The organism is Peribacillus sp. BM1, assembly GCF_056679975.1.
In genome coordinates this window covers 4,209,830-4,229,109 of the sequence record NZ_CM155259.1, presented here as the reverse complement: position 1 = coordinate 4,229,109, position 19,280 = coordinate 4,209,830, and the positions used below count along the sequence as shown (strand labels likewise).

The 19,280-nt window shown below is 38.9% G+C and carries 22 protein-coding genes and 1 other annotated feature; of the genes, 20 read left to right on the top strand and 2 right to left on the bottom strand.

Going from position 1 to position 19,280, the window contains the following annotated elements:
• Positions 1–19 precede the first annotated feature (19 nt).
• The 18 genes from mutM to AC1MGI_RS20120 all read left to right on the top strand — a co-directional run bounded on the left by mutM (position 20) and on the right by AC1MGI_RS20120 (position 16,609).
• Complete coding sequence (gene mutM, locus AC1MGI_RS20205) at positions 20–856, top strand: DNA-formamidopyrimidine glycosylase (RefSeq protein WP_480347367.1); 837 nt, start codon at positions 20–22, stop codon at positions 854–856.
• Positions 857–934: 78 nt separating this feature from the next.
• Complete coding sequence (gene ytaF, locus AC1MGI_RS20200) at positions 935–1,573, top strand: sporulation membrane protein YtaF (RefSeq protein WP_062176889.1); 639 nt, start codon at positions 935–937, stop codon at positions 1,571–1,573.
• Positions 1,574–1,752: 179 nt separating this feature from the next.
• A complete protein-coding gene (gene coaE / locus AC1MGI_RS20195) occupies positions 1,753–2,355 on the top strand; it encodes a dephospho-CoA kinase (protein ID WP_480347365.1) in 603 nt (200 codons plus the stop codon).
• Positions 2,356–2,622: 267 nt separating this feature from the next.
• Complete coding sequence (locus tag AC1MGI_RS20190; RefSeq protein ID WP_480347362.1) at positions 2,623–3,657, top strand: glyceraldehyde-3-phosphate dehydrogenase; 1,035 nt, start codon at positions 2,623–2,625, stop codon at positions 3,655–3,657.
• A 441-nt stretch (positions 3,658–4,098) separates the two neighbouring features.
• Positions 4,099–4,479, top strand: a complete 381-nt coding sequence (gene speD / locus AC1MGI_RS20185) for an adenosylmethionine decarboxylase (RefSeq protein WP_062176897.1) — start codon at positions 4,099–4,101, stop codon at positions 4,477–4,479.
• A gap of 175 nt (positions 4,480–4,654) precedes the next feature.
• Positions 4,655–5,044, top strand: coding sequence for a hypothetical protein (locus AC1MGI_RS20180; RefSeq protein ID WP_480347360.1), 390 nt, complete (start codon positions 4,655–4,657; stop codon positions 5,042–5,044).
• 563 nt (positions 5,045–5,607) lie between these two features.
• Positions 5,608–6,075 (top strand): transcriptional regulator NrdR, encoded by a 468-nt coding sequence (nrdR, locus tag AC1MGI_RS20175; protein ID WP_480347358.1) that lies wholly within the window; start codon positions 5,608–5,610, stop codon positions 6,073–6,075.
• Positions 6,076–6,661: 586 nt separating this feature from the next.
• Positions 6,662–8,077 (top strand): replication initiation and membrane attachment family protein, encoded by a 1,416-nt coding sequence (locus AC1MGI_RS20170; protein ID WP_480347356.1) that lies wholly within the window; start codon positions 6,662–6,664, stop codon positions 8,075–8,077.
• A gap of 7 nt (positions 8,078–8,084) precedes the next feature.
• Entirely contained in the window at positions 8,085–9,023 is a 939-nt protein-coding gene (gene dnaI / locus AC1MGI_RS20165) for a primosomal protein DnaI (RefSeq protein ID WP_480347354.1), read from the top strand.
• Between the two features lie 855 nt (positions 9,024–9,878).
• A complete protein-coding gene (gene ytxC, locus AC1MGI_RS20160) occupies positions 9,879–10,718 on the top strand; it encodes a sporulation protein YtxC (protein WP_480347352.1) in 840 nt (279 codons plus the stop codon).
• A 411-nt stretch (positions 10,719–11,129) separates the two neighbouring features.
• Complete coding sequence (gene thrS / locus AC1MGI_RS20155; protein ID WP_480347350.1) at positions 11,130–13,061, top strand: threonine--tRNA ligase; 1,932 nt, start codon at positions 11,130–11,132, stop codon at positions 13,059–13,061.
• 193 nt (positions 13,062–13,254) lie between these two features.
• A complete protein-coding gene (locus AC1MGI_RS20150; RefSeq protein WP_480347348.1) occupies positions 13,255–13,437 on the top strand; it encodes a hypothetical protein in 183 nt (60 codons plus the stop codon).
• A gap of 192 nt (positions 13,438–13,629) precedes the next feature.
• Positions 13,630–13,763: a sequence feature (ribosomal protein L20 leader region), on the top strand.
• A gap of 124 nt (positions 13,764–13,887) precedes the next feature.
• Entirely contained in the window at positions 13,888–14,388 is a 501-nt protein-coding gene (gene infC / locus AC1MGI_RS20145; protein ID WP_480347346.1) for a translation initiation factor IF-3, read from the top strand.
• 22 nt (positions 14,389–14,410) lie between these two features.
• Positions 14,411–14,611: a 50S ribosomal protein L35 gene (gene rpmI / locus AC1MGI_RS20140; RefSeq protein ID WP_049682546.1), complete on the top strand. Its 201-nt coding sequence runs from the start codon at positions 14,411–14,413 to the stop codon at positions 14,609–14,611.
• A 35-nt stretch (positions 14,612–14,646) separates the two neighbouring features.
• The gene (rplT, locus tag AC1MGI_RS20135; RefSeq protein ID WP_480347344.1) at positions 14,647–15,006 is read left to right on the top strand and encodes a 50S ribosomal protein L20; all 360 of its coding nucleotides are present in this window, start codon (positions 14,647–14,649) and stop codon (positions 15,004–15,006) included.
• A gap of 72 nt (positions 15,007–15,078) precedes the next feature.
• Positions 15,079–15,345, top strand: a complete 267-nt coding sequence (locus AC1MGI_RS20130) for a DUF1294 domain-containing protein (protein WP_480347342.1) — start codon at positions 15,079–15,081, stop codon at positions 15,343–15,345.
• Between the two features lie 102 nt (positions 15,346–15,447).
• Positions 15,448–16,062, top strand: a complete 615-nt coding sequence (locus tag AC1MGI_RS20125; protein ID WP_480347340.1) for a TVP38/TMEM64 family protein — start codon at positions 15,448–15,450, stop codon at positions 16,060–16,062.
• Positions 16,063–16,213: 151 nt separating this feature from the next.
• Complete coding sequence (locus AC1MGI_RS20120; RefSeq protein WP_480347338.1) at positions 16,214–16,609, top strand: VOC family protein; 396 nt, start codon at positions 16,214–16,216, stop codon at positions 16,607–16,609.
• Positions 16,610–16,746: 137 nt separating this feature from the next.
• Here the strand turns inward: AC1MGI_RS20120 and AC1MGI_RS20115 are convergent, their stop codons facing one another.
• Entirely contained in the window at positions 16,747–17,124 is a 378-nt protein-coding gene (locus tag AC1MGI_RS20115; RefSeq protein ID WP_480347337.1) for a sigma-w pathway protein ysdB, read from the bottom strand.
• Between the two features lie 190 nt (positions 17,125–17,314).
• On the opposite strand from AC1MGI_RS20115, the gene AC1MGI_RS20110 reads away from it, so the two are divergent.
• Positions 17,315–17,962: a carboxymuconolactone decarboxylase family protein gene (locus tag AC1MGI_RS20110; RefSeq protein ID WP_062176931.1), complete on the top strand. Its 648-nt coding sequence runs from the start codon at positions 17,315–17,317 to the stop codon at positions 17,960–17,962.
• A 62-nt stretch (positions 17,963–18,024) separates the two neighbouring features.
• The gene (locus tag AC1MGI_RS20105) at positions 18,025–18,600 is read left to right on the top strand and encodes a TetR/AcrR family transcriptional regulator (RefSeq protein ID WP_480347335.1); all 576 of its coding nucleotides are present in this window, start codon (positions 18,025–18,027) and stop codon (positions 18,598–18,600) included.
• Between the two features lie 81 nt (positions 18,601–18,681).
• Here the strand turns inward: AC1MGI_RS20105 and AC1MGI_RS20100 are convergent, their stop codons facing one another.
• Positions 18,682–18,825: a DUF3934 domain-containing protein gene (locus AC1MGI_RS20100; protein ID WP_400624530.1), complete on the bottom strand. Its 144-nt coding sequence runs from the start codon at positions 18,823–18,825 to the stop codon at positions 18,682–18,684.
• Between the last annotated feature and the right edge of the window lie 455 nt (positions 18,826–19,280).

The window sequence follows — 19,280 nt, the reverse complement described above, 5'->3', positions numbered from 1 at the left end:
TTAAAAAGGGGGAGAAGTAATGCCAGAGCTTCCTGAGGTTGAAACGGTTAGGCGCACATTAGAGGAACTTGTGATTGGTAAGGAGATCCGTGATGTGTCAGTATTTTGGCCGAAAATCATTAAAGCTCCCGAACAAGTCGAGCAATTTCAAGATGCCTTACAAGGACAAACGATTCATGAAATCCATCGCCGTGGGAAATTTCTTATTTTTCAGCTTGACGATTATGCGATGGTTTCACATTTAAGAATGGAAGGGAAATATGGTGTCTATGCGAAAGCGGAACCGTATGATAAACATACCCATGTTATTTTTTCCTTCACGGATGGCACGGAACTACGATATCGGGATGTTCGGAAATTCGGCACGATGCATTTGTTTGCAAAAGGCGAAGAAATGAATCAACTTCCACTTGCACATTTAGGTCCAGAACCGTTGTCTCGTGAATTTACGATTGACGATCTCACTGCAAAGCTAAGGAAAACAAATCGTAAAATTAAAATGGTTTTACTGGATCAAACAGTTGTAGTTGGAATCGGGAATATATACGTGGACGAGTCTTTGTTCCGAGCAGGTATTCATCCGGAGCGAATTGCTTCATCCTTGTCAGAAGAAGAAATAGCTCGCCTGCATCGTGAAATCATTGCTACTTTATCAGAAGCTGTTAATAAAGGTGGTAGTACGATTCGTTCGTACATCAATTCACAAGGCCAAATGGGCATGTTCCAGCTTGACTTATTCGTGTATGATCGAAAAGGAGAAGCGTGCAAACGATGCAATACAACCCTTGAAAAACTTAAAGTAGGTGGCAGAGGTACTCATATTTGTCCTACATGTCAGCCGTTTCATTCAAAGTAAATTTATATAGGTAAATACACATTGGATATGCCCCATCCATATACTATTCTAGCTTGAATGGAAGGGGCATACGTTTCGATGTGGCTACAATTAATAATTCTTGCATTTGCGGTTAGCATGGATGGTTTTGGTGTTGGAATGACTTTTGGCATGAGGAAAATGAGACTTCCATTTAAATCAATTGCAGTCATTGCGTGTTGTTCGGCATTAAGTGTAGGCATGGCGATGATAATTGGTGATTTTATTACGAGGTTTGTCTCTGTAGAAGCAGCAGGAAAAACAGGTGGCTTGATCTTAATTTTACTCGGGAGCTGGATTTTATTTCAGTATTTTCGTTCGAAAAAGCGTGTTGAGGAAGAGCAAACGCATGATACTGAGAAAATACTCTTTAATTTTGAAATCAAATCATTAGGAGTAGCGATTAATATTTTACAAAAGCCGATGAATGCAGATTTTGATAAATCAGGTACGATTACTGGAGTAGAAGCAATAGTCTTAGGTTTTGCATTATCCCTTGATGCATTTGGGGCAGGTATTGGAGCCGCGATGCTTGGCGTTTCTCCATTCATTCTTTCGATTAGCATTGCTTTGATGAGCTCATTGTTCTTATGGAGCGGCTTGCAAAGTGGTAAATTACTTTCTTCAAATAAAGTTGTCCAGCATTTGTCCTACTTACCAGGTGTTTTATTAATCATTATTGGTCTTTGTAAATTATAATTATAGTGCGTGTTCAAAAAGGAGGATAAAAAGAGCCGAGAAGTTCGAGGAGCGCATCTTGAGAGGACCGGAGTGTATGCAGTAATACGTGAGGACCGGAGAGACAGAGCTTTGAAGCAATTCGACAGCTATTTTTACCGGACTTTTTGAATATCCTCTTATTGAAATAGGGGTTGGGTATGGGACAGGTAATCGGAATTACAGGCGGTATTGCAAGTGGTAAAAGCAGTATTAGTCAATTTATTCGAGAAGAGTTAGGTTTTACAATCATTGATGCGGACATTGCCGCAAGAGAAGTGGTCGAACCTGGGCAAGAAGCTTATCACGCAATCATCAAGGCATTTGGCTCAGAACTTCTTCTACCGGATGATTCGATAGATCGCGCTAAACTTGGCAGTATTATTTTTCATGACGAAAAGAAAAGGCAAATGCTTAATGGAATTGTTCATCCAGCTGTAAGAAAAAGAATGCTTCAGCAAAAAGAAACGGCCTTCGCGTTGGGGGGAAATGTTCTATTCATGGATATTCCTCTTTTGTTTGAAAGTAATTTAACGCATATGGTAGATAAAACGATTCTGATTTATGTGGATGAGCTGATCCAACTTGAACGTTTAATAAAACGTAATGGTTTAAGTGCGGTAGACGCTAAAGCTAGAATCGATTCGCAAATGCCGCTAGAAGAAAAGAAAAAACTGGCCGATGTCGTCATAAATAATAATGGATCGCTGCTAGAATCAATGAAACAAGTAAAGCAGGTTTTGGCACAGTGGGAAGTTATATAAGTAATGGAAAAAGAGGCTTAAAAAAGCTTCTTTTTTTGATTATATATGTTGAATAAATGATCTCTGTCTTTATCTACATTTCGGATAAGTGGTGAAATCAAGATTGCTTATATAGTATAGCTTTTTGTGGGTGAAATCTGATTTATGATGATAAGGCAAAGTGAATATTAGAAAAATCAGAATTTAATTAACACAATCAACGTAATTATGTTATACTAATTTTAATATTACGATAAAAAGTATAACGTTAATTCGGGAGGTAGAGCTATGAGTACAAGAATCGCGATTAATGGTTTTGGAAGAATTGGGAGAATGGTTTTTCGTCAGGCTATTTTAGATAATGATCTTGTTGTAACGGCAATTAATGCAAGCTATCCAGCTGAAACGTTAGCACATTTAATTAAGTATGATACAATTCATGGGAAATTCGAAGGGGATGTAACGGTGGAACAGGATGCCATTATCGTAAATGGTCGCCGTGTTCAATTGCTTAATAACCGTGATCCAAAGCAGCTTCCGTGGGGGAAATTAAATATAGATATCGTCATTGAAGCAACTGGGAAATTTAATAATCGTGAGAAAGCAGCACTTCATATCGAAGCGGGTGCAAAAAAAGTGGTCTTAACAGCACCAGGAAAAAATGAAGATGTCACAATTGTCATGGGTGTTAATGAAGATGTGCTTGATATTAATCAACATTTTATTATTTCAAATGCTTCATGTACAACCAATTGTCTGGCCCCTGTTGCAAAAATTCTAGATGAACAGTTCGGCATTGAAAACGGCTTGATGACGACTGTACACGCTTACACAAATGATCAAAAAAATCTCGATAATCCACATAAGGATTTAAGACGTGCTCGCGCTTGCGGACAAAGTATTATCCCGACAAGCACAGGTGCTGCAAAGGCACTGTCACTTGTGTTGCCGCAATTAATAGGGAAAATACATGGCATGGCGCTCCGGGTACCAACGCCAAACGTGTCGCTCGTGGACCTTGTTGTAGACGTTCAGTGTGATGTGACTGTGGAAGAAGTAAACGAAGCCTTCCGTAAAGCTTCAGAAGGTACACTTAAAGGAATTCTTGAAATTTCGATGGAACCGCTCGTGTCTATAGATTTTAATACAAGTCCACAGTCGGCAACGATTGACGGCTTATCGACGATGGTCATGGATCATAGAAAAATTAAAGTATTAGCCTGGTATGACAATGAGTGGGGTTATTCGACTCGCGTTGTGGACCTTGTGAAATTTGTAGGTTTAGAAATGAAAAGCCTTTCAAAAGTGATGGTCGGTATGTAAGCTAGTTTGTTTTATACATAGCTAAAAAAGTGCCGAGTTATTGAGAGGACACTAAAAAAGTAATTCTTTTTAAAAGTTTTGAAGATCTTCATCAACATACAGAAAATAAAATAAGTTAGCGACCAATATGCAGTAGGTCGTTAGCTTGTTTTCCTCTTTAACCGGACTTTTTGAACAACTTCCATAAGATTTGAAATAAAAGGTTGTTAGAAAGAACTGCAATCAAGCTTACACGGAATTTAAATTTTTGAATAAAATAAAAAAACGCTGTTGCAAATTTTTTTGAAACGAAGTATACTAACAATCGTGAACTTCTTGAATAAGAGTCCATAGTGGCTACTTAAAGGGTTAGGACCTCTTTGGACTAACTTTCCCCCGTGGTAGTTGTTTGTAGAATCATATTCTACAGAATTCTTAATCATGTAAAAGGGGGAAGAGTAGATGGAAACAATGGGTAGACATGTAATTTCAGAGCTTTGGGGCTGTGACTTTGAAAAACTAAATGATATGGATTATATTGAAAGAGTATTTGTAGATGCTGCGTTGAAATCAGGTGCTGAGGTACGTGAAGTAGCTTTTCATAAATTCGCACCGCAGGGAGTTAGCGGAGTCGTCATTATTTCTGAGTCACACTTAACTATTCATAGTTTTCCGGAACACGGTTATGCTAGCATTGATGTGTATACATGTGGCGATTTAAATCCGAATGTTGCTGCGAATTATATTGCAGACGCATTGAATGCAGAAACTCGCGAAAACATGGAACTTCCACGAGGAATGGGTCCTGTTTCAGTGAAAAAAAGCGAAGTCAGTGCTATATAATACCGAGAGTACAAGAGATGCAAATGATGCATCTCTTTTTTGATTTTATACATGACAATATGTTTCATTCTAAGGCGCTTGTGCTTTTGTTCTGATAAGGTATTAGTTTTCAATGAGTTTTACTTTGATCTCGTGTATAATAAAAGGTAAAAAGGGATAAGAGGATGATTTAAGTATGGGTTGGTTGAAAACGTTTACGAATCGATATAGTCAGCAATGTGAATCGAGTGAACATCATCATGATACAGAACTGCAAACACGCTATTATAAAAGTAAGTTTGAACAAACGCTACGTGGTGTTGAAGAAGTATTCAGCAATAAACAACATTATGAGATTAAATCAGTTTCTAAAGAGCACGGGGAGATTCTTATCCATTCCAAACAGTCACCGCGTCTAGACATCATTATTACAATTATCACGGTCAGACCACTAGAAACAGCCGTTGACTTTACTGTATCAACAGAAAAATGGTCACCGATGGGAATTAATAAGGCACTTAAAAAACAGATTCTTGTGGCGTATGATGCTCTCGACCAAAAGCTACCATCCATCCGTACCAAATAGTGGGACAAGAGTTTGAACGAATGCTCTTGTGCTGGTAGGAAGTTTTATATAAGATGGTTATATCTAAAGTGAGAAACATCTATTAGTGGGTGTCTTGCTGCCCGTTAATATTGGATAAAAAGTAATTTTCCAAAACGGCAGCGTTATCTCGGTTTAACAGGCTGTACTACCTCCTACTCAACTTTTATGAGAGCATCGAAAAAAAAAGACGGGGTAAACAGCCTAATCTAGCTGCGGCTCCTAGCCTCTCGAGATCATAAGCTGTAATGCTTGTCGAGGCTGGGCAGTCGTCTCGCTTTTTGAAGTAAAACCCCGATTGGTGAGATACAGTGAAACTTACCGAGAGTTGCGCAGAGGTTTAGTTGAGGCGCACAGGATGTGGGTCACACAGACGTTGCCGCAGGACGCGGCGTACTTAGTCTGTGATTCATTGAATCGGGTTCGTACTGTCGCTTTATCGAAGGTTTAGCGACAGTAGAACGGGACTAACCATCAGTGAAAAAACCCCACTTATGGAAGTTTCACTTTATCGAGTATACTACATAATACGGAGCTGATTAACGATGAAATGTCCGTCATGTCAATATAATGGAACGAGAGTGCTTGACTCGCGACCAGTCGATGAAAGTCGTTCAATTCGTCGTAGGCGAGAATGTGAGAAATGTAGCTACCGTTTTACAACATTTGAAAAAGTGGAAGAAACGCCGCTCATCGTTGTAAAAAAAGATGGTACACGTGAAGAATTCAGTTCTGACAAAATTCTTCGTGGCTTAATTAGGGCTTGTGAGAAACGCCCTGTTCCTCTCAAAGAATTAGAAGATATTACGAGCTCTATTGAAAAGGAACTAAGAAACGAAGCCGCTTCTGAAGTGAAAAGTGATTTAGTCGGTGAAATGGTCATGAATAAGCTTGCAACAGTTGATGAAGTCGCATATGTCCGCTTTGCTTCTGTGTATCGCCAATTCAAGGATATTAATGTATTTATTGACGAGTTAAAGGACTTAATAGATAAAGAGCGAAATCAGAGCTAAGGGGAAATTTACTTTGGCTCTTTTTTCACTACCGATATATTGAATGTTTACGAAGGTCTATAATTACCACGCTAGTATTGAGATTTACGCGACAGAATGGTACATTACTATTCTGTATCCAATGAAACCTTAGCACTTACATTCAATATATATCCGTTTTTTTATGAGTTTTCATGTCTAGCGTAAGCGGCTTACATTCTCTAGTTATAGGTCGAGCATATTAGCTTTTAGGACATGGGAACGGGGCTTCGCGACTTACAAATAAGCTCTCTACTTAGTAGGTAGACTTATTTTATTATAGAAAGTACCCCAGAATCCGGCACCGCACCGCTACCATTGTGATGAGGCGAGTGTAGCGCGCTGCATGAATTATCTTTCGTGGTAAATGGTGGACTTTTAACGCATACAGGTTTTCTCCCGCATTAACGGGCAGTAACACCCCCACCTTGAAGGCTTAGAGGAATCAAAGAAGGTAGGTGAGATAACTGCCCGTAAAAGCCCGATTAGTTCAACTAACAATCAGTAGGGGATGAAGAAAACCCCTACTGATTGAAGTTTCACTTTATAAGAAAGGGTCTGAAGGAAGATGTCTAACACTTGGCAGGAATTGCTTCCTGTTGATCGATATACCGTTTCATCGACAGGGTTGCTCAACGATTATGACCGTAAAGTAATGACGTTGCTGTATCAACCACTTATTGGTCCGATTTGCACTAGTTTATACATGACATTATGGAGTGAGTTGGAAGAGAATCGACTTTGGTCCCAATCTTCTTTGCATTACAACTTAATGAACACCATGGACTTGAACTTAAATGAAATCTATCATGCAAGGAATAAATTAGAAGGAATCGGTCTGTTGAATGTGTACCGAAAAAAAACAGAAGAAGGAAAACAATTCATCTATGAACTGAATCCACCATCAACACCAAAGCAATTTTTCAATGATGGGATGTTGAATATCTATTTGTTTAAAAAAATAGGTAAGGTCCATTTTAATCGTTTGAAGAATTTTTTTAGTGATGAAGAGATGCCAACCAATGAATATGAACAAGTCACGAAGAGTTTTACTGATATTTTTGTATCGGATCAACAGACATCTTTGTATGTGTCAGATGAAGGCGAAGAAGAATTAAATCTTGAACCAGAAAAACGTTTTATCGGTCGACAGGATGGCAAAGAACTTGAAGGGTTTAAGGAAGACTTTAATTTCGATTTATTGTATTCTGGGGTAAAACCATCTCAAATCACTCGTAAAGCTTTCACGCCGAATGTTCAAGAGACGATTGCCAAGCTTTCGTTTTTGTATGGGATTGATGTATTAGATATGCAAAAGCTCGTCATTAGTGCTGCTGATATCAACAATGAAATTGATATCGAAACATTACGGAAAGCTGCGCGGGATTGGTACCAAATTGAATCGCAAAATCAATTGCCGACTTTAATGGACCGCGTGCAGCCAGAGCGAAATCGAACACAAAAGAGTGAGCCGAAAACAAAGGAAGAAGAATATATAAGACATCTTGAAACGACTTCACCAAGAGAGCGACTCAAACAGCTTTCTGGTGGAGCTGAACCGACAAAGGCTGATTTGCAAATTATCGAGGGAATTCTTTTTAATCAAAAATTAAACCCTGGTGTTGTAAATGTGTTAATTGAATATGTGATGTTGAAAACCGATATGAAGCTAACGAAAGCCTATATGGAGAAAATTGCCTCCCATTGGACAAGGAAAAAAGTAATAACTGTTAAGGCTGCAATGGAGCTCGCCAAAAATGAACATCGTCAATATCAAGAATGGGCCAAAACGAAAAAAGAAGGCAAAACGGCAACGAGAAAAGCGACTCGAACGGAAGTTGTTCCTGAGTGGCTGAATAAAGAGAAAAACAGTGAAAAAGAAAAGAAAACAGAAACAGAAACGGAAACGAAACTGAATGATCAATCAGCGGAACGGCTACGCAAGATTGAAGAATCATTAGGAATTTTGAAAGACAGGGGGTGAGGCATACATGGAACGAATCAACAATGCCTTTAGCAAGACGACTAATACAAGTAAGTTCAGAAAGCAATATGAAGAGTTGAAAAAAGAAGTGCTTAGTGATGAGCAGATTCGTCTGTTTTTGAATGAAAACAGCTCGCAGATTTCAGAAGAAATGCTAGATAAGAGCGTAATGAAGTTGTATGAATTTACCACTCAAAGTAAGCAGTGCCAAAAGTGCCCGAGCCTAGGTGAGTGTGTAAATTTATTACCAGGCTTCCATCCAAAGCTTGTTATTCGACGCAATATGATTGATCTAAATTATGAGGATTGTCCGCGTAAGGTCAGGGATGATAAAAAGCGGAAATTAGAGAAGTTGATTCAAAGTCTCTATGTTCCCAAAGACATTCTTACAGCAACAATGGAAGATTTTTACCGTAGTGATGCATCTGAGAATAGAATTGATGCGGTGGAGAAAGCGATGGCTTTTATTATGGATTATAAGCCAGGAGAAAAGCAGAAAAGCTTATATTTGTATGGGGAATTTGGCGTTGGGAAAACGTATCTGCTTGGCGCGATTGCCAATGAACTTGCTAAGAAGGAGATTTCTTCATTACTTGTGTATGTTCCAGATTTTCTAAGGGAATTGAAAGGATCATTCACGGACAATACGTTTAATGACAAGATCGACATGGCTAAAAAAGCGCCGGTCCTTATGTTTGATGATATTGGCTCAGAGTCCATGACAAGCTGGGGTAGGGATGAGGTAATCGGCCCTATTTTGCAATTCAGAATGCTTGAGAACTTGCCGACTTTTTTTACGTCTAATTTTAACTTTACCGAAATGCAGACACATTTAACGTTCTCACAGCGCGGCGAGAAGGAAGAAGTCAAAGCGGCTAGAGTCATGGAGCGAATTAAATATTTAGCAGAACCATTTTTATTAAAAGGAAAAAACAGAAGACATTGATTTCGTATGAAGGACACGGGGCGGGTCTGAGCAACTTACTAATATAGCCAAACCATTTATCCCGGTTTAACAGGCTGTAAAACCCCCATCTCAATTTTTATGAGAGAATCAAGAAATAAATAGATGGGGGATAAACAGCCTGTAAATCCCCGATTGGTTCAACTAACCATCAGTGGGGATGAAAAAAACCCCCACTGATGGAAGTTTCACTTTATCAGGGATACTGATTTTATTTAGAAAGGAACCAAAATGCTGGCTCCGCACCGCCACCATTGTGATTAGGCGAGTGTAGTGTGTTACAATGATTGGTCCTTCATAGTAAATGGTGGCGTATTAACGCCATATCGGTTTTATATGAAAACAAAAGGGTCAGCCCCCATATCTACTATATATCGTTTGGAGACAAGCCAATGATCCGATAAACGGTATATAGAGTGTGAGGTCAGACCCTTTTTTATTAGCGTGCGACAGGATTAATCCTTTATCCCGCATTAACGGGCAGTAAAAACCCTCACCTCAAGGCTTGAGGAATTGAAGAAGTGTAGGTGGGGGGGAACTGCCCGTAAAATCCCGATTGGTGAGATACAGTGAAACTTACCGCTGTGCTCTTCATTTAGTTGAACCAATCGGGTTCGTACTGTCGTTTGATTGAAGCGAAAGCGAAGATCTAACAATCAGTGGGGGATGAAGAAAACCCCCACTGATTGAAGTTTCACTTTATGGTAAATGGTGGCGTTTTAACGCCGTTTGGGTTTTGAAAGGAAAATCACTTGATTTTCCTTTAAGGTTTACTTCTAAAAAATAGGCTTATCCCATATACATAGAAACAAAGCGTTTCGTATAGGGGGGGTATCGTTGGTACATATCTATTTTCAAGATGATACAGAAGCACATAAATGGCTCCAATTCGTATCTGTCCACCCTTTAGGGGCAGAACTGCATTCATATATACAATTTATTTCTGAAAAAGGGATCGTTGTTACGTTAGAAGAGCGGCATTTGGTCGACATTCATCGGTTATTAAGTGATGTGTTTTATACGTTTTTAATAGAAGAAAAGCTGAGAGATGGACTTGAGCAAACGATTCGTGAAAAATTTTTATTTGAAGAACAGGAAGAAGTGGATGCGATTCTTGACATTGCCTCTTCTATCGTTGAAGGAGAGATGAAGGCGGATTCAAGTAAAGGGTTTAAGGAGGCAAAAGCCGCGATTGCTGAAGCTATTCAAGTCGTGCTAACTGAAGAGAAGTCCTTTTCGTTTGAATCAATTGCTATGTTTCGGTTGAAGGAGTTCTTTGAATATTTGGAGCATTATGCAGGGCTAGCGATTGATGAGTATAAACTTGAGCAAGATTATCAAAGCTTTATTGCCACTTTACGTGACTTTCTTAATAAGCGGCAGTGTCAATTACCAACCATCCATCTAGTACATCAAGAAAGCTTTGCTTTTTTTGATGAATCTTTTCGCAAGTTGGAAAAAGAAGACTTCCAGAGAATGATGGATCGAAGATTATTGGGAGGATATCCGATCTATATCGATTCAACTGCACTCGCACCGCTTATTTCGATTGCGCCAGAGCGATTATACGTCTATACCGATGAGGCGGAAGATGGGCTTATTCAAACGATTCGACGTGTGTTTGAAGAACGGACCGTTATTCGGCCAGTTCAATCTTTCAGAGGTACTCATAGCTAATTTTAAGAAACTTCATGAACTTATTTTTAGCAATCCTTGATTTTCTTTGAATAACCCGATATAATTTCCTACATACTAACATTTATTATAAATGAAAAGTAATGATGAGGACATGGGTATTCTTACATTTCGGTTTTAAAGAGAGGGAATGCAAAGCTGAGAGCTTCCTAACACGAACAGAACACTTACCACCTCTAAACTTCAGTTAGGAACGCGTGTAAACGCAACTATTAGCTGACGGGAAGCTGCCGTTACCAAGCTACGAGTGTCATTTGGCTATGAAAAGCTGAGTGAAACGAGGGTGGAACCGCGGGTTAAATAATGATTATTAAGCTCGTCCCTGTTTTTATACAGGGGCGGGCTTTTTTGTGTTTTCCGCAAGAATACGACAAATCTAAGGAGTGAACGAGTATGTCAGAAGTAGTGAAAATAACTTTCCCGGACGGAGCAGTGAAGGAGTTTGCCAAAGGCACAACAACAGATGATATCGCAGCATCTATCAGTCCAGGGTTACGAAAAAAGGCAATCGCAGGTAAATATAATGGTGAAATGTATGACTTAAAACGTCCAATTGAAGCAGATGGTTCGATTGCGATTGTGACGGTTGACAGTGAAGAAGCACTAGAAGTTCTTCGTCACAGTACAGCTCACTTAATGGCACAGGCGATTAAACGTCTATTCAAAAACGCTAAATTCGGTGTTGGTCCGGTTATTGAAGGTGGATTCTACTATGATGTTGATCTTGAAGAATCACTAACACCAGAAGACTTGCCGCTAATAGAAAAAGAAATGAAGAAAATTGTCAATGAAAATCTTGAAGTCACTCGTGTTGAAGTGAGTCGTGATGAAGCTATTTCACGTTTTAAGGAAATTGGTGACGAGTATAAATTGGAGTTGATTGATGCCATTCCAGCTGATCAACAAGTAACGATTTATGAACAAGGTGATTTCTTCGATCTATGCCGTGGCATTCATGTACCGTCAACAGGGAAGATTAAAGAATTCAAATTGCTAAGTATTGCTGGCGCTTATTGGCGAGGAAACAGCGACAACAAGATGCTCCAACGTATTTACGGAACAGCTTTCTTCAAAAAAGAAGACCTGGCTGAACACCTGCGTTTGCTTGAAGAAGCGAAAGAGCGTGACCACCGTAAAATAGGAAAAGAATTGAGCCTATTTACAAGTAACCAATTGGTCGGCCAGGGACTGCCGTTATGGCTTCCAAAAGGTGCTACAATCCGTCGAGTGATCGAACGATATATTGTCGATAAAGAAGCGAGTCTTGGCTATGATCATGTGTATACTCCAGTTATGGGAAGTGTCGATCTTTACAAAACTTCCGGACACTGGGAACACTACCAAGAAGACATGTTCCCTGTTATGGATATGGATAATGAACAGCTCGTCTTGCGTCCGATGAACTGTCCGCATCATATGATGATTTATAAAAATAGCATTCATAGCTATCGTGAACTGCCGATCCGAATTGCAGAACTCGGTACACAGCACCGTTATGAAATGTCTGGGGCTCTATCAGGGTTGCAGCGTGTTCGCGGGATGACTTTAAATGATGCACATATTTTCGTTCGTCCTGATCAAATTAAAGAAGAATTTAAACGTGTAGTCAACTTAATTCTTGAAGTGTACAAAGATTTTGATCTAAACGATTATTCTTTCCGTCTTTCCTATCGTGATCCACAAGATACAGAGAAGTATTTCGATGACGATGCAATGTGGGAAAAAGCACAAGGTATGCTGAAGGAAGCGATGGATGATCTTGGTCTTGATTATTACGAAGCAGAAGGCGAAGCAGCATTCTACGGTCCTAAGCTTGATGTTCAAGTTCGTACTGCTTTAGGTAAAGATGAAACATTGTCAACTGTTCAATTAGACTTCTTACTACCGGAACGTTTTGATTTAAACTATGTGGGTGAAGATGGTAAACAACATCGTCCTGTTGTTATTCATCGTGGCGTTGTATCTACAATGGAACGTTTTGTTGCATTCTTAATCGAAGAATATAAAGGGGCTTTCCCAACATGGCTATCACCAGTTCAAGCGCAGGTGATCCCAGTTTCTCCTGACGTACATCTTGATTATGCAAAAGAGGTTCAAGATAAGCTAAAAGCCGCAGGGATCCGTGTCAACCTTGATACACGAGACGAGAAAATTGGCTACAAAATTCGTGAAGCACAAATGCAAAAAATTCCGTATATGCTCGTTGTCGGTGATAACGAAGTAAAAGAAGACAGCGTAAACGTTCGTAAATACGGCGAACAAAAATCCGAAACAGTTTCATTCGAAGACTTCGTGAAAGCTATTAAAGCCGAAATAAATCGCTAAATAGAAGGGTCTGATCTCGTACGCTATCCAGCTTTTCTTAAGTGGGAGAAAAAATGCGGGGTCTGACCCTTCTTATCTTATTTTGTATGCGGAACGCTCTGACCTGATTATTTTTTTGATGCAGATTATTTGTGTAGCCGCCATTTATGGACTACTATGTAGGTTATAATATGGTATACTAGAAGTTGTTCGTGTGAATCAAAAGAAGAAATTTACCACCCTTTTTGGTCCTACATTCCTTGCAACGATTATTTTGTTACTGCTTCCGGATTATCGGCAGTGGGCGATTATTCCAGTCATGCTGTTTTGGCTTGTCTTTTTTGTCTGGGAATCGATCGATAAGAAAAAAGCTGAGAACATAAATCAACAAAATTAGCGGGGAGTTCTTGGAATAGGTCCACCAGTGGGGTAGGGTCTGACCCTTTGTTTAAAATATTTCGAAGAAATGTATTGCAAAATTATTGGAAATTTGATAAGATAATTTTTGTTGTTGAAAAGCAATTTAAGCATTTGACAAATCATTAGTGTTTATGTTATATTTTCTAAGGTAAATTGAATACAAGGTTTTGAGTAAAAGAAGAAGCACCCGCTTCTCACCTAATTGACGCAGTATGCTGTCGGTAGGTCATGATTTGATTATTTGGATTTATTCTACTTAGTCTATCAGTGTGGGTGTAATTGCATCCGCACTTTTTTGTTTGTTTAATAATGCAAATACAAATCATGGAGCGAAAGGATAACCTAAACGTGTGTATTCTTTCTTTTAGCCCAAACGATTGTATTCGCTAAATATCCTTGGAGGTGGCTAACTATTAGTAAAGACGCGATGGTAAATGAGGGCATCCGCGCCCGTGAAGTTCGACTTATCGACCAAAACGGAGAGCAACTTGGAATTAAAACAAAATTCGAAGCGATGGAAATTGCCGCTCGTGTAAATCTTGATTTAGTTATAGTTGCTGCGAATGCAAAGCCTCCGGTAGCCCGGATTATGGACTACGGAAAACACCGCTTCGAGCAACAAAAGAAAGAAAAAGACGCACGTAAAAATCAAAAAGTCATCAGCTTGAAAGAGGTTCGTTTGAGCCCAACAATTGATGAACATGATTTTAACACAAAGCTTCGCAATGCAATTAAATTCCTTGAAAAAGGCGATAAAGTAAAAGCCTCTATCCGTTTTAAAGGACGCGCAATTACCCATAAGGAAATTGGACAACGTGTATTGGATCGTTTTTCTGCAGCTTGCAAAGAAGTTGCGACAATTGAATCGCATCCGAAAATGGACGGACGAAGCATGTTCTTAGTTTTAGCACCAAAAATCGAAAAGTAACTGTAATGAGGAGGAATACCTTATGCCTAAAATGAAAACTCACCGCGGATCTGCAAAGCGTTTCAAGAAAACTGGATCCGGTAAACTTAAGCGTTCACACGCTTACACAAGCCATTTATTTGCTAACAAATCCACTAAAGCTAAACGTAAACTACGTAAAGCTGGTCTTGTAAGCAAAGGTGACTTCAAACGTATTCGTCATATGCTAGACAATATTAAATAAGTTCGATTTATCGAGTTAAATAGGAGGGAAATAACATGCCACGTGTAAAAGGCGGTACTGTTACTCGCAAGCGTCGTAAAAAGGTATTAAAATTAGCTAAAGGTTACTATGGTTCTAAACATACTTTATATAAAGTAGCTAACCAACAAGTTATGAAGTCAGGAAACTATGCTTTCCGTGACCGTCGTAACAAAAAACGTGATTTCCGTAGATTATGGATTACACGTATCAACGCTGCTGCACGCATCAACGGTCTTTCTTATAGCCGTTTAATGCACGGTCTAAAGCTTGCTGGTATCGAAGTAAACCGCAAAATGCTTGCTGACTTAGCAGTTGCTGACGATAAAGCATTTGCTCAATTTGCAGACGCTGCAAAACAACATTTAGACAAATAAGATCAAATTGATCTAAAACAGCCATTCTCGGACTTCGAGAGTGGCTTTTGTTTTAGGGGAGGGGAGCAAGAAATGGAAACTGCACTTATCATTTATTTGTTGGCAATCAATGTGGCAACATATATTACAATGGGACATGACAAGAAAAAAGCTCGCAACCGTGAGTATCGTATCAGTGAACAAACATTGTGGCTGTTAGCTTTCTTTGGAGGCGCAACAGGCGGTTATGTAGGGATGAAACATTACCGCCATAAAACGAAGCATGTTTCTTTTAAACGGGGATTTCCAATTTTAATGATTGTTCAAGTGGTGATGGTAGCTTACTGGTTCTTAAAATAAAGCCATTGATTTTTGCTGCTGTCTAAAGGTATGTGAAACTGAGGAGTTTACACTAAACAGATTGGAATACATAAATTGTCATATGTGGTAGGGGAAACGTATATGCTTGTAAGAGCAGGACGAAGCAGCAGAGAGGGGATTCCCATTATGAATCAAGAACTCGTTATGCTCGTGAGTATTATTCAGTCAGGGACAATATTTGCGCCAGTGATCTTTATTCTATTTCATGTGGCAAGGCAGGTATTATTTATTCCCGTTGCAGTCGTTTGTATGACGGGCGGGTTATTATTTGGTCCACTTGCCGGGACGATTTATTCGATCATTGGTCTCACGTTATCTAGTCTTGTCTTTTACGGAGTAAGTCGCAAAGTTCCAAAATTGACGGCGCGCTTGTTTAAAATGAAAAATAAACTGTTTGGGCACCGAAAACTCAATGTCAAACAAATCACTGTGCTTCGTCTGATCCCTTTTGTCCATTATCATATGCTGTCTCTTTGCTTAATGGAATTGAAAAAGGGATGGAGAGCATATGCTTCAGCCTCCTTTACAACCAATATCCCACTCGCCTTCTTCTATACAGTGTTCGGTCATTATATCCGTGCATTTAGTCCGACACTCATTGTCCTTATCCTATGTTCATTCACGTTATTAGTCTATTTAATGAGAGAAAAACAAACAGTGATTAAATGGCAGGAATTTTTTCAAGTAGGAAACTAAAGATGAAGTGACGGATTCGGTTAGATGTCTTTCTTGAATGTACAATAATACTTCGGAAAATGAGCTTTGGGACTCCCAACGCTTATTTTTTTGCGCTCTGTAGTAAAGTAAACTTGATATTAAAATATCTAAAAATAAGGAGTTGTTCATTATGGAAAAGGTTACGCCGTTTTTAATGTTCGAAGGAACTGCAGAAGAAGCGATGAATTACTATACGACTTTGTTTAAGCAGTCTGAAATAACGAGTATTTCTCGCTATGGTGCAAATGAAGCGGGGAAAGAAGGCAGTGTCATGCACGCTACGTTTACGATAAAAGGGCAAGAATTTATGTGTATTGATAGTGTTGTTTCACATGAATTTACGTTTACTCCTTCAATTTCAATGTATATCACATGTGATTCAGAAGAGGAGATTGACCGACTTTATGAAAGTTTAACCGAGGGCGGTGGCGTTTTAATGCCATTAGATGATTATTCTTTTAGTAAAAAGTTTGGTTGGATTGTCGATAAGTTCGGTGTTTCATGGCAACTTAATTTGCCAAGCTGAAATATGAGTGAGAAGCATATTTCCTTTTTTTCGTTGTACAGGTATTTATCTTTATCTCGTAAGGGACTAACAATCAGGGGGGATGAAGAAACCCCCACTGTTTGAAGTTTCACTTGATCCTCGAATTACCATCTCTTCTATTCCAAAAATTCCTTAATCGGACTTTTCCAGTCAATAATGGCCTGTGGGTACCTTTTTTTTACCTCTGATTCAATAAATTGAAAATCCTTGCGTTCCATTCCTTTTAACAAGCTCGTATTTCTTGGCCAGATGAAAATTGAAATGACTTCAAAGGCTTGTACAGTTGTCCCGAGATATTTTTCACCTTCAAATAGAACTCCTTTATACGTCACAACAAAGTTTTTTTGGATGTTGTTCGGATCATCTAGAAAGAAAAACTTACTATGTTCCTGTGCGAGCTCCAATTTCCGCTTTGGACTGACGATATATTTAATCACAGTATAAATGAGAAAAATAATCAAAGCGAACAAAAGCAGGCGAATGAACAATACCATGGAGATTCCTCCTCATACATTTTCCCTTATTTACGTATGGACAAGAAAAAAGTTTCACTAATTTCGATTAAAGTTTACTCGTTTAAAAAATGGATAAAATTGTTTGTGGTAGATCGCTAACCATGTTACACTAAAGTTGTACCAAATGGTAGGTATAAATTACTGTGCACAAATAGGGAGGATGTTGAGCATGAATTTTTATCAAAAAGAAAATTTAAGAAACTTAAATCAAGTAAAAGATTTAGCTCCTGAACAATTACAGGCCTTTTCTGAATTTAACAGTACGGTCTTTCAAGAAGGTGCGCTGTCAATTAAGGAAAAGGAAATCATCGCAGTGGCGATTGCACATGTCACAGAATGCCCGTATTGTATCGATAGCCATACCAAAAAAGCCAAAGCTGTAGGTGTGACACTTGAAGAACTAGTTGAAGCTGTATTTGTCGTATCTGGTATTGAGGCTGGAGGAGCAGTAACGCATAGCACACATATCGATAATGCTCTAAGTCAAGAAGCCAGTGATTCATTATATAATCGGTCTAACCTTAAAAAGCTCGGTCAATTGCAAAAAGGAGCTCCTGAAGGTTTTAAAGCGTACTCTAAATTTAGTGCAACAGCAATGAAAGAAGGTAAGTTAAGTGCCAAATTCAAAGAAATCATTGCTGTAGCTGTTGCACATGCGACACAATGTCCATATTGTATTGATGTTCATGCTAAAAATGCGGAAAAACTTGGCGCCACTAAAGAGGAATTATCAGAAGCAGTGCTCGTTACTTCAGCTTTACTTGCAGGCGGAGCGTATGCCCATATCGCCAATTTAATTCAAAGCTATGGGGAATAAATTATTGAATTAAATAGTGAAGTACATCATCTAAGATTAAACAACGAAAAAGGTGTGAATATATGTCTAAAAAGCAAGAAATTATTACGATCGCAAGAGGGATTATTCATTCTAAAGGATACCAAGCCACTTCAATTTCTGATATTCTCAAAGCAGCTTCGATTGGCAAAGGGCAATTTTATCATTATTTTTCATCGAAATATGATCTTGGACTAGCTGTTGTAGAAGACGTAATTCAAGATCTAGATCAACAGTTGATAAATGAAATCCTTCATTCAAAGGAAAAAGCGAAGGCAAGATTAAACAAAATGCTTGATTGGAATCTTGCCTCTCATACTGAAACGAAAGGTAAATTTGGCTGTGCTGTTGGTAATTTAGCGATTGAGATGAGCGAGCACGATGAAACATTTCGAATGAAAATTAAAGAGTTTTTCGACAAGTGGGTGTCTGAGGTAGAAGCTGCATTGGCGGAAATGATCAAAGAAAATCAATTAGATTCGACAACAGATTGTAAAAAAAGTGCTCAAGCCATCGTTGCCATGATTGAAGGCGGGATACTCTTAATGAAGAATCAGCAAGATCTAGAGATTTTGAACAATGTGATGGAAATGATTCGAAAACAGTATAATCTGCTTTAAACGAAAAAAGACCATACTAGGTCTTTTTTTGTAATCGTATAGAACGTCATCTGTCAGATCAGCAGTTGCTATTCACTTTTATTATTGGTCTTTTGCTGAAACCGACTTTTTACCACCTTTACTACTATAAGGTTTGGCACTCTTGGCTTTGTTGGCACCAGCTTTCCAACGATTCCAGCCCTTCTTGTCAGTACCTCTTCCTGTTCCACCTTTAGCTTTACTCATATAATCACTCCATATTGTTGTAGCCTTTAGTTTAAAGTCATTGGCTAGTTTTGCCCACTTTTGTCCCACGCTTAATGGACAGTAAGACCCCCACATCAAGATTCTGAGCATGCAAAAGAAGATAGGTGGGGATCAAACTGCCCGTAAAGGTCCAATTGGTGAGATACAGTGAAACTTACCTTTGTGATCTTCAAAGGTTTAGTTGAACCAATCGGGTTCGTACTGTCGATTGATCGAAGCGTTAGCGAAGATCTTAGCGACAGTAGAACGGGACTAACCACCAGTGGGGGATGAGGAAAATCCCCACTGGTGGAAGTTTCACTTTATTAGTAATCAAGCATTAACTATACAATATAATGACAGATAGTTATACACTTTTTTACACAAGCTTAGAAAGTCCTTGAAGTTGTATAATGGCAGCAGAAACCTCCGTAGTTCGTAACGCTTCGCATATC

Bases quoted from the DNA above. Each gene is read 5' to 3' on its own strand.
- mutM (WP_480347367.1), top strand. From the start codon at position 20: ATGCCAGAGCTTCCTGAGGTTGAAACGGTTAGGCGCACATTAGAGGAA.
- ytaF (WP_062176889.1), top strand. From the start codon at position 935: ATGTGGCTACAATTAATAATTCTTGCATTTGCGGTTAGCATGGATGGT.
- coaE (WP_480347365.1), top strand. From the start codon at position 1,753: ATGGGACAGGTAATCGGAATTACAGGCGGTATTGCAAGTGGTAAAAGC.
- AC1MGI_RS20190 (WP_480347362.1), top strand. From the start codon at position 2,623: ATGAGTACAAGAATCGCGATTAATGGTTTTGGAAGAATTGGGAGAATG.
- speD (WP_062176897.1), top strand. From the start codon at position 4,099: ATGGAAACAATGGGTAGACATGTAATTTCAGAGCTTTGGGGCTGTGAC.
- AC1MGI_RS20180 (WP_480347360.1), top strand. From the start codon at position 4,655: ATGGGTTGGTTGAAAACGTTTACGAATCGATATAGTCAGCAATGTGAA.
- nrdR (WP_480347358.1), top strand. From the start codon at position 5,608: ATGAAATGTCCGTCATGTCAATATAATGGAACGAGAGTGCTTGACTCG.
- AC1MGI_RS20170 (WP_480347356.1), top strand. From the start codon at position 6,662: ATGTCTAACACTTGGCAGGAATTGCTTCCTGTTGATCGATATACCGTT.
- dnaI (WP_480347354.1), top strand. From the start codon at position 8,085: ATGGAACGAATCAACAATGCCTTTAGCAAGACGACTAATACAAGTAAG.
- thrS (WP_480347350.1), top strand. From the start codon at position 11,130: ATGTCAGAAGTAGTGAAAATAACTTTCCCGGACGGAGCAGTGAAGGAG.
- infC (WP_480347346.1), top strand. From the start codon at position 13,888: ATGGTAAATGAGGGCATCCGCGCCCGTGAAGTTCGACTTATCGACCAA.
- rpmI (WP_049682546.1), top strand. From the start codon at position 14,411: ATGCCTAAAATGAAAACTCACCGCGGATCTGCAAAGCGTTTCAAGAAA.
- rplT (WP_480347344.1), top strand. From the start codon at position 14,647: ATGCCACGTGTAAAAGGCGGTACTGTTACTCGCAAGCGTCGTAAAAAG.
- AC1MGI_RS20130 (WP_480347342.1), top strand. From the start codon at position 15,079: ATGGAAACTGCACTTATCATTTATTTGTTGGCAATCAATGTGGCAACA.
- AC1MGI_RS20125 (WP_480347340.1), top strand. From the start codon at position 15,448: ATGCTTGTAAGAGCAGGACGAAGCAGCAGAGAGGGGATTCCCATTATG.
- AC1MGI_RS20120 (WP_480347338.1), top strand. From the start codon at position 16,214: ATGGAAAAGGTTACGCCGTTTTTAATGTTCGAAGGAACTGCAGAAGAA.
- AC1MGI_RS20115 (WP_480347337.1), bottom strand. From the start codon at position 17,124: ATGGTATTGTTCATTCGCCTGCTTTTGTTCGCTTTGATTATTTTTCTC.
- AC1MGI_RS20110 (WP_062176931.1), top strand. From the start codon at position 17,315: ATGAATTTTTATCAAAAAGAAAATTTAAGAAACTTAAATCAAGTAAAA.
- AC1MGI_RS20105 (WP_480347335.1), top strand. From the start codon at position 18,025: ATGTCTAAAAAGCAAGAAATTATTACGATCGCAAGAGGGATTATTCAT.
- AC1MGI_RS20100 (WP_400624530.1), bottom strand. From the start codon at position 18,825: ATGAGTAAAGCTAAAGGTGGAACAGGAAGAGGTACTGACAAGAAGGGC.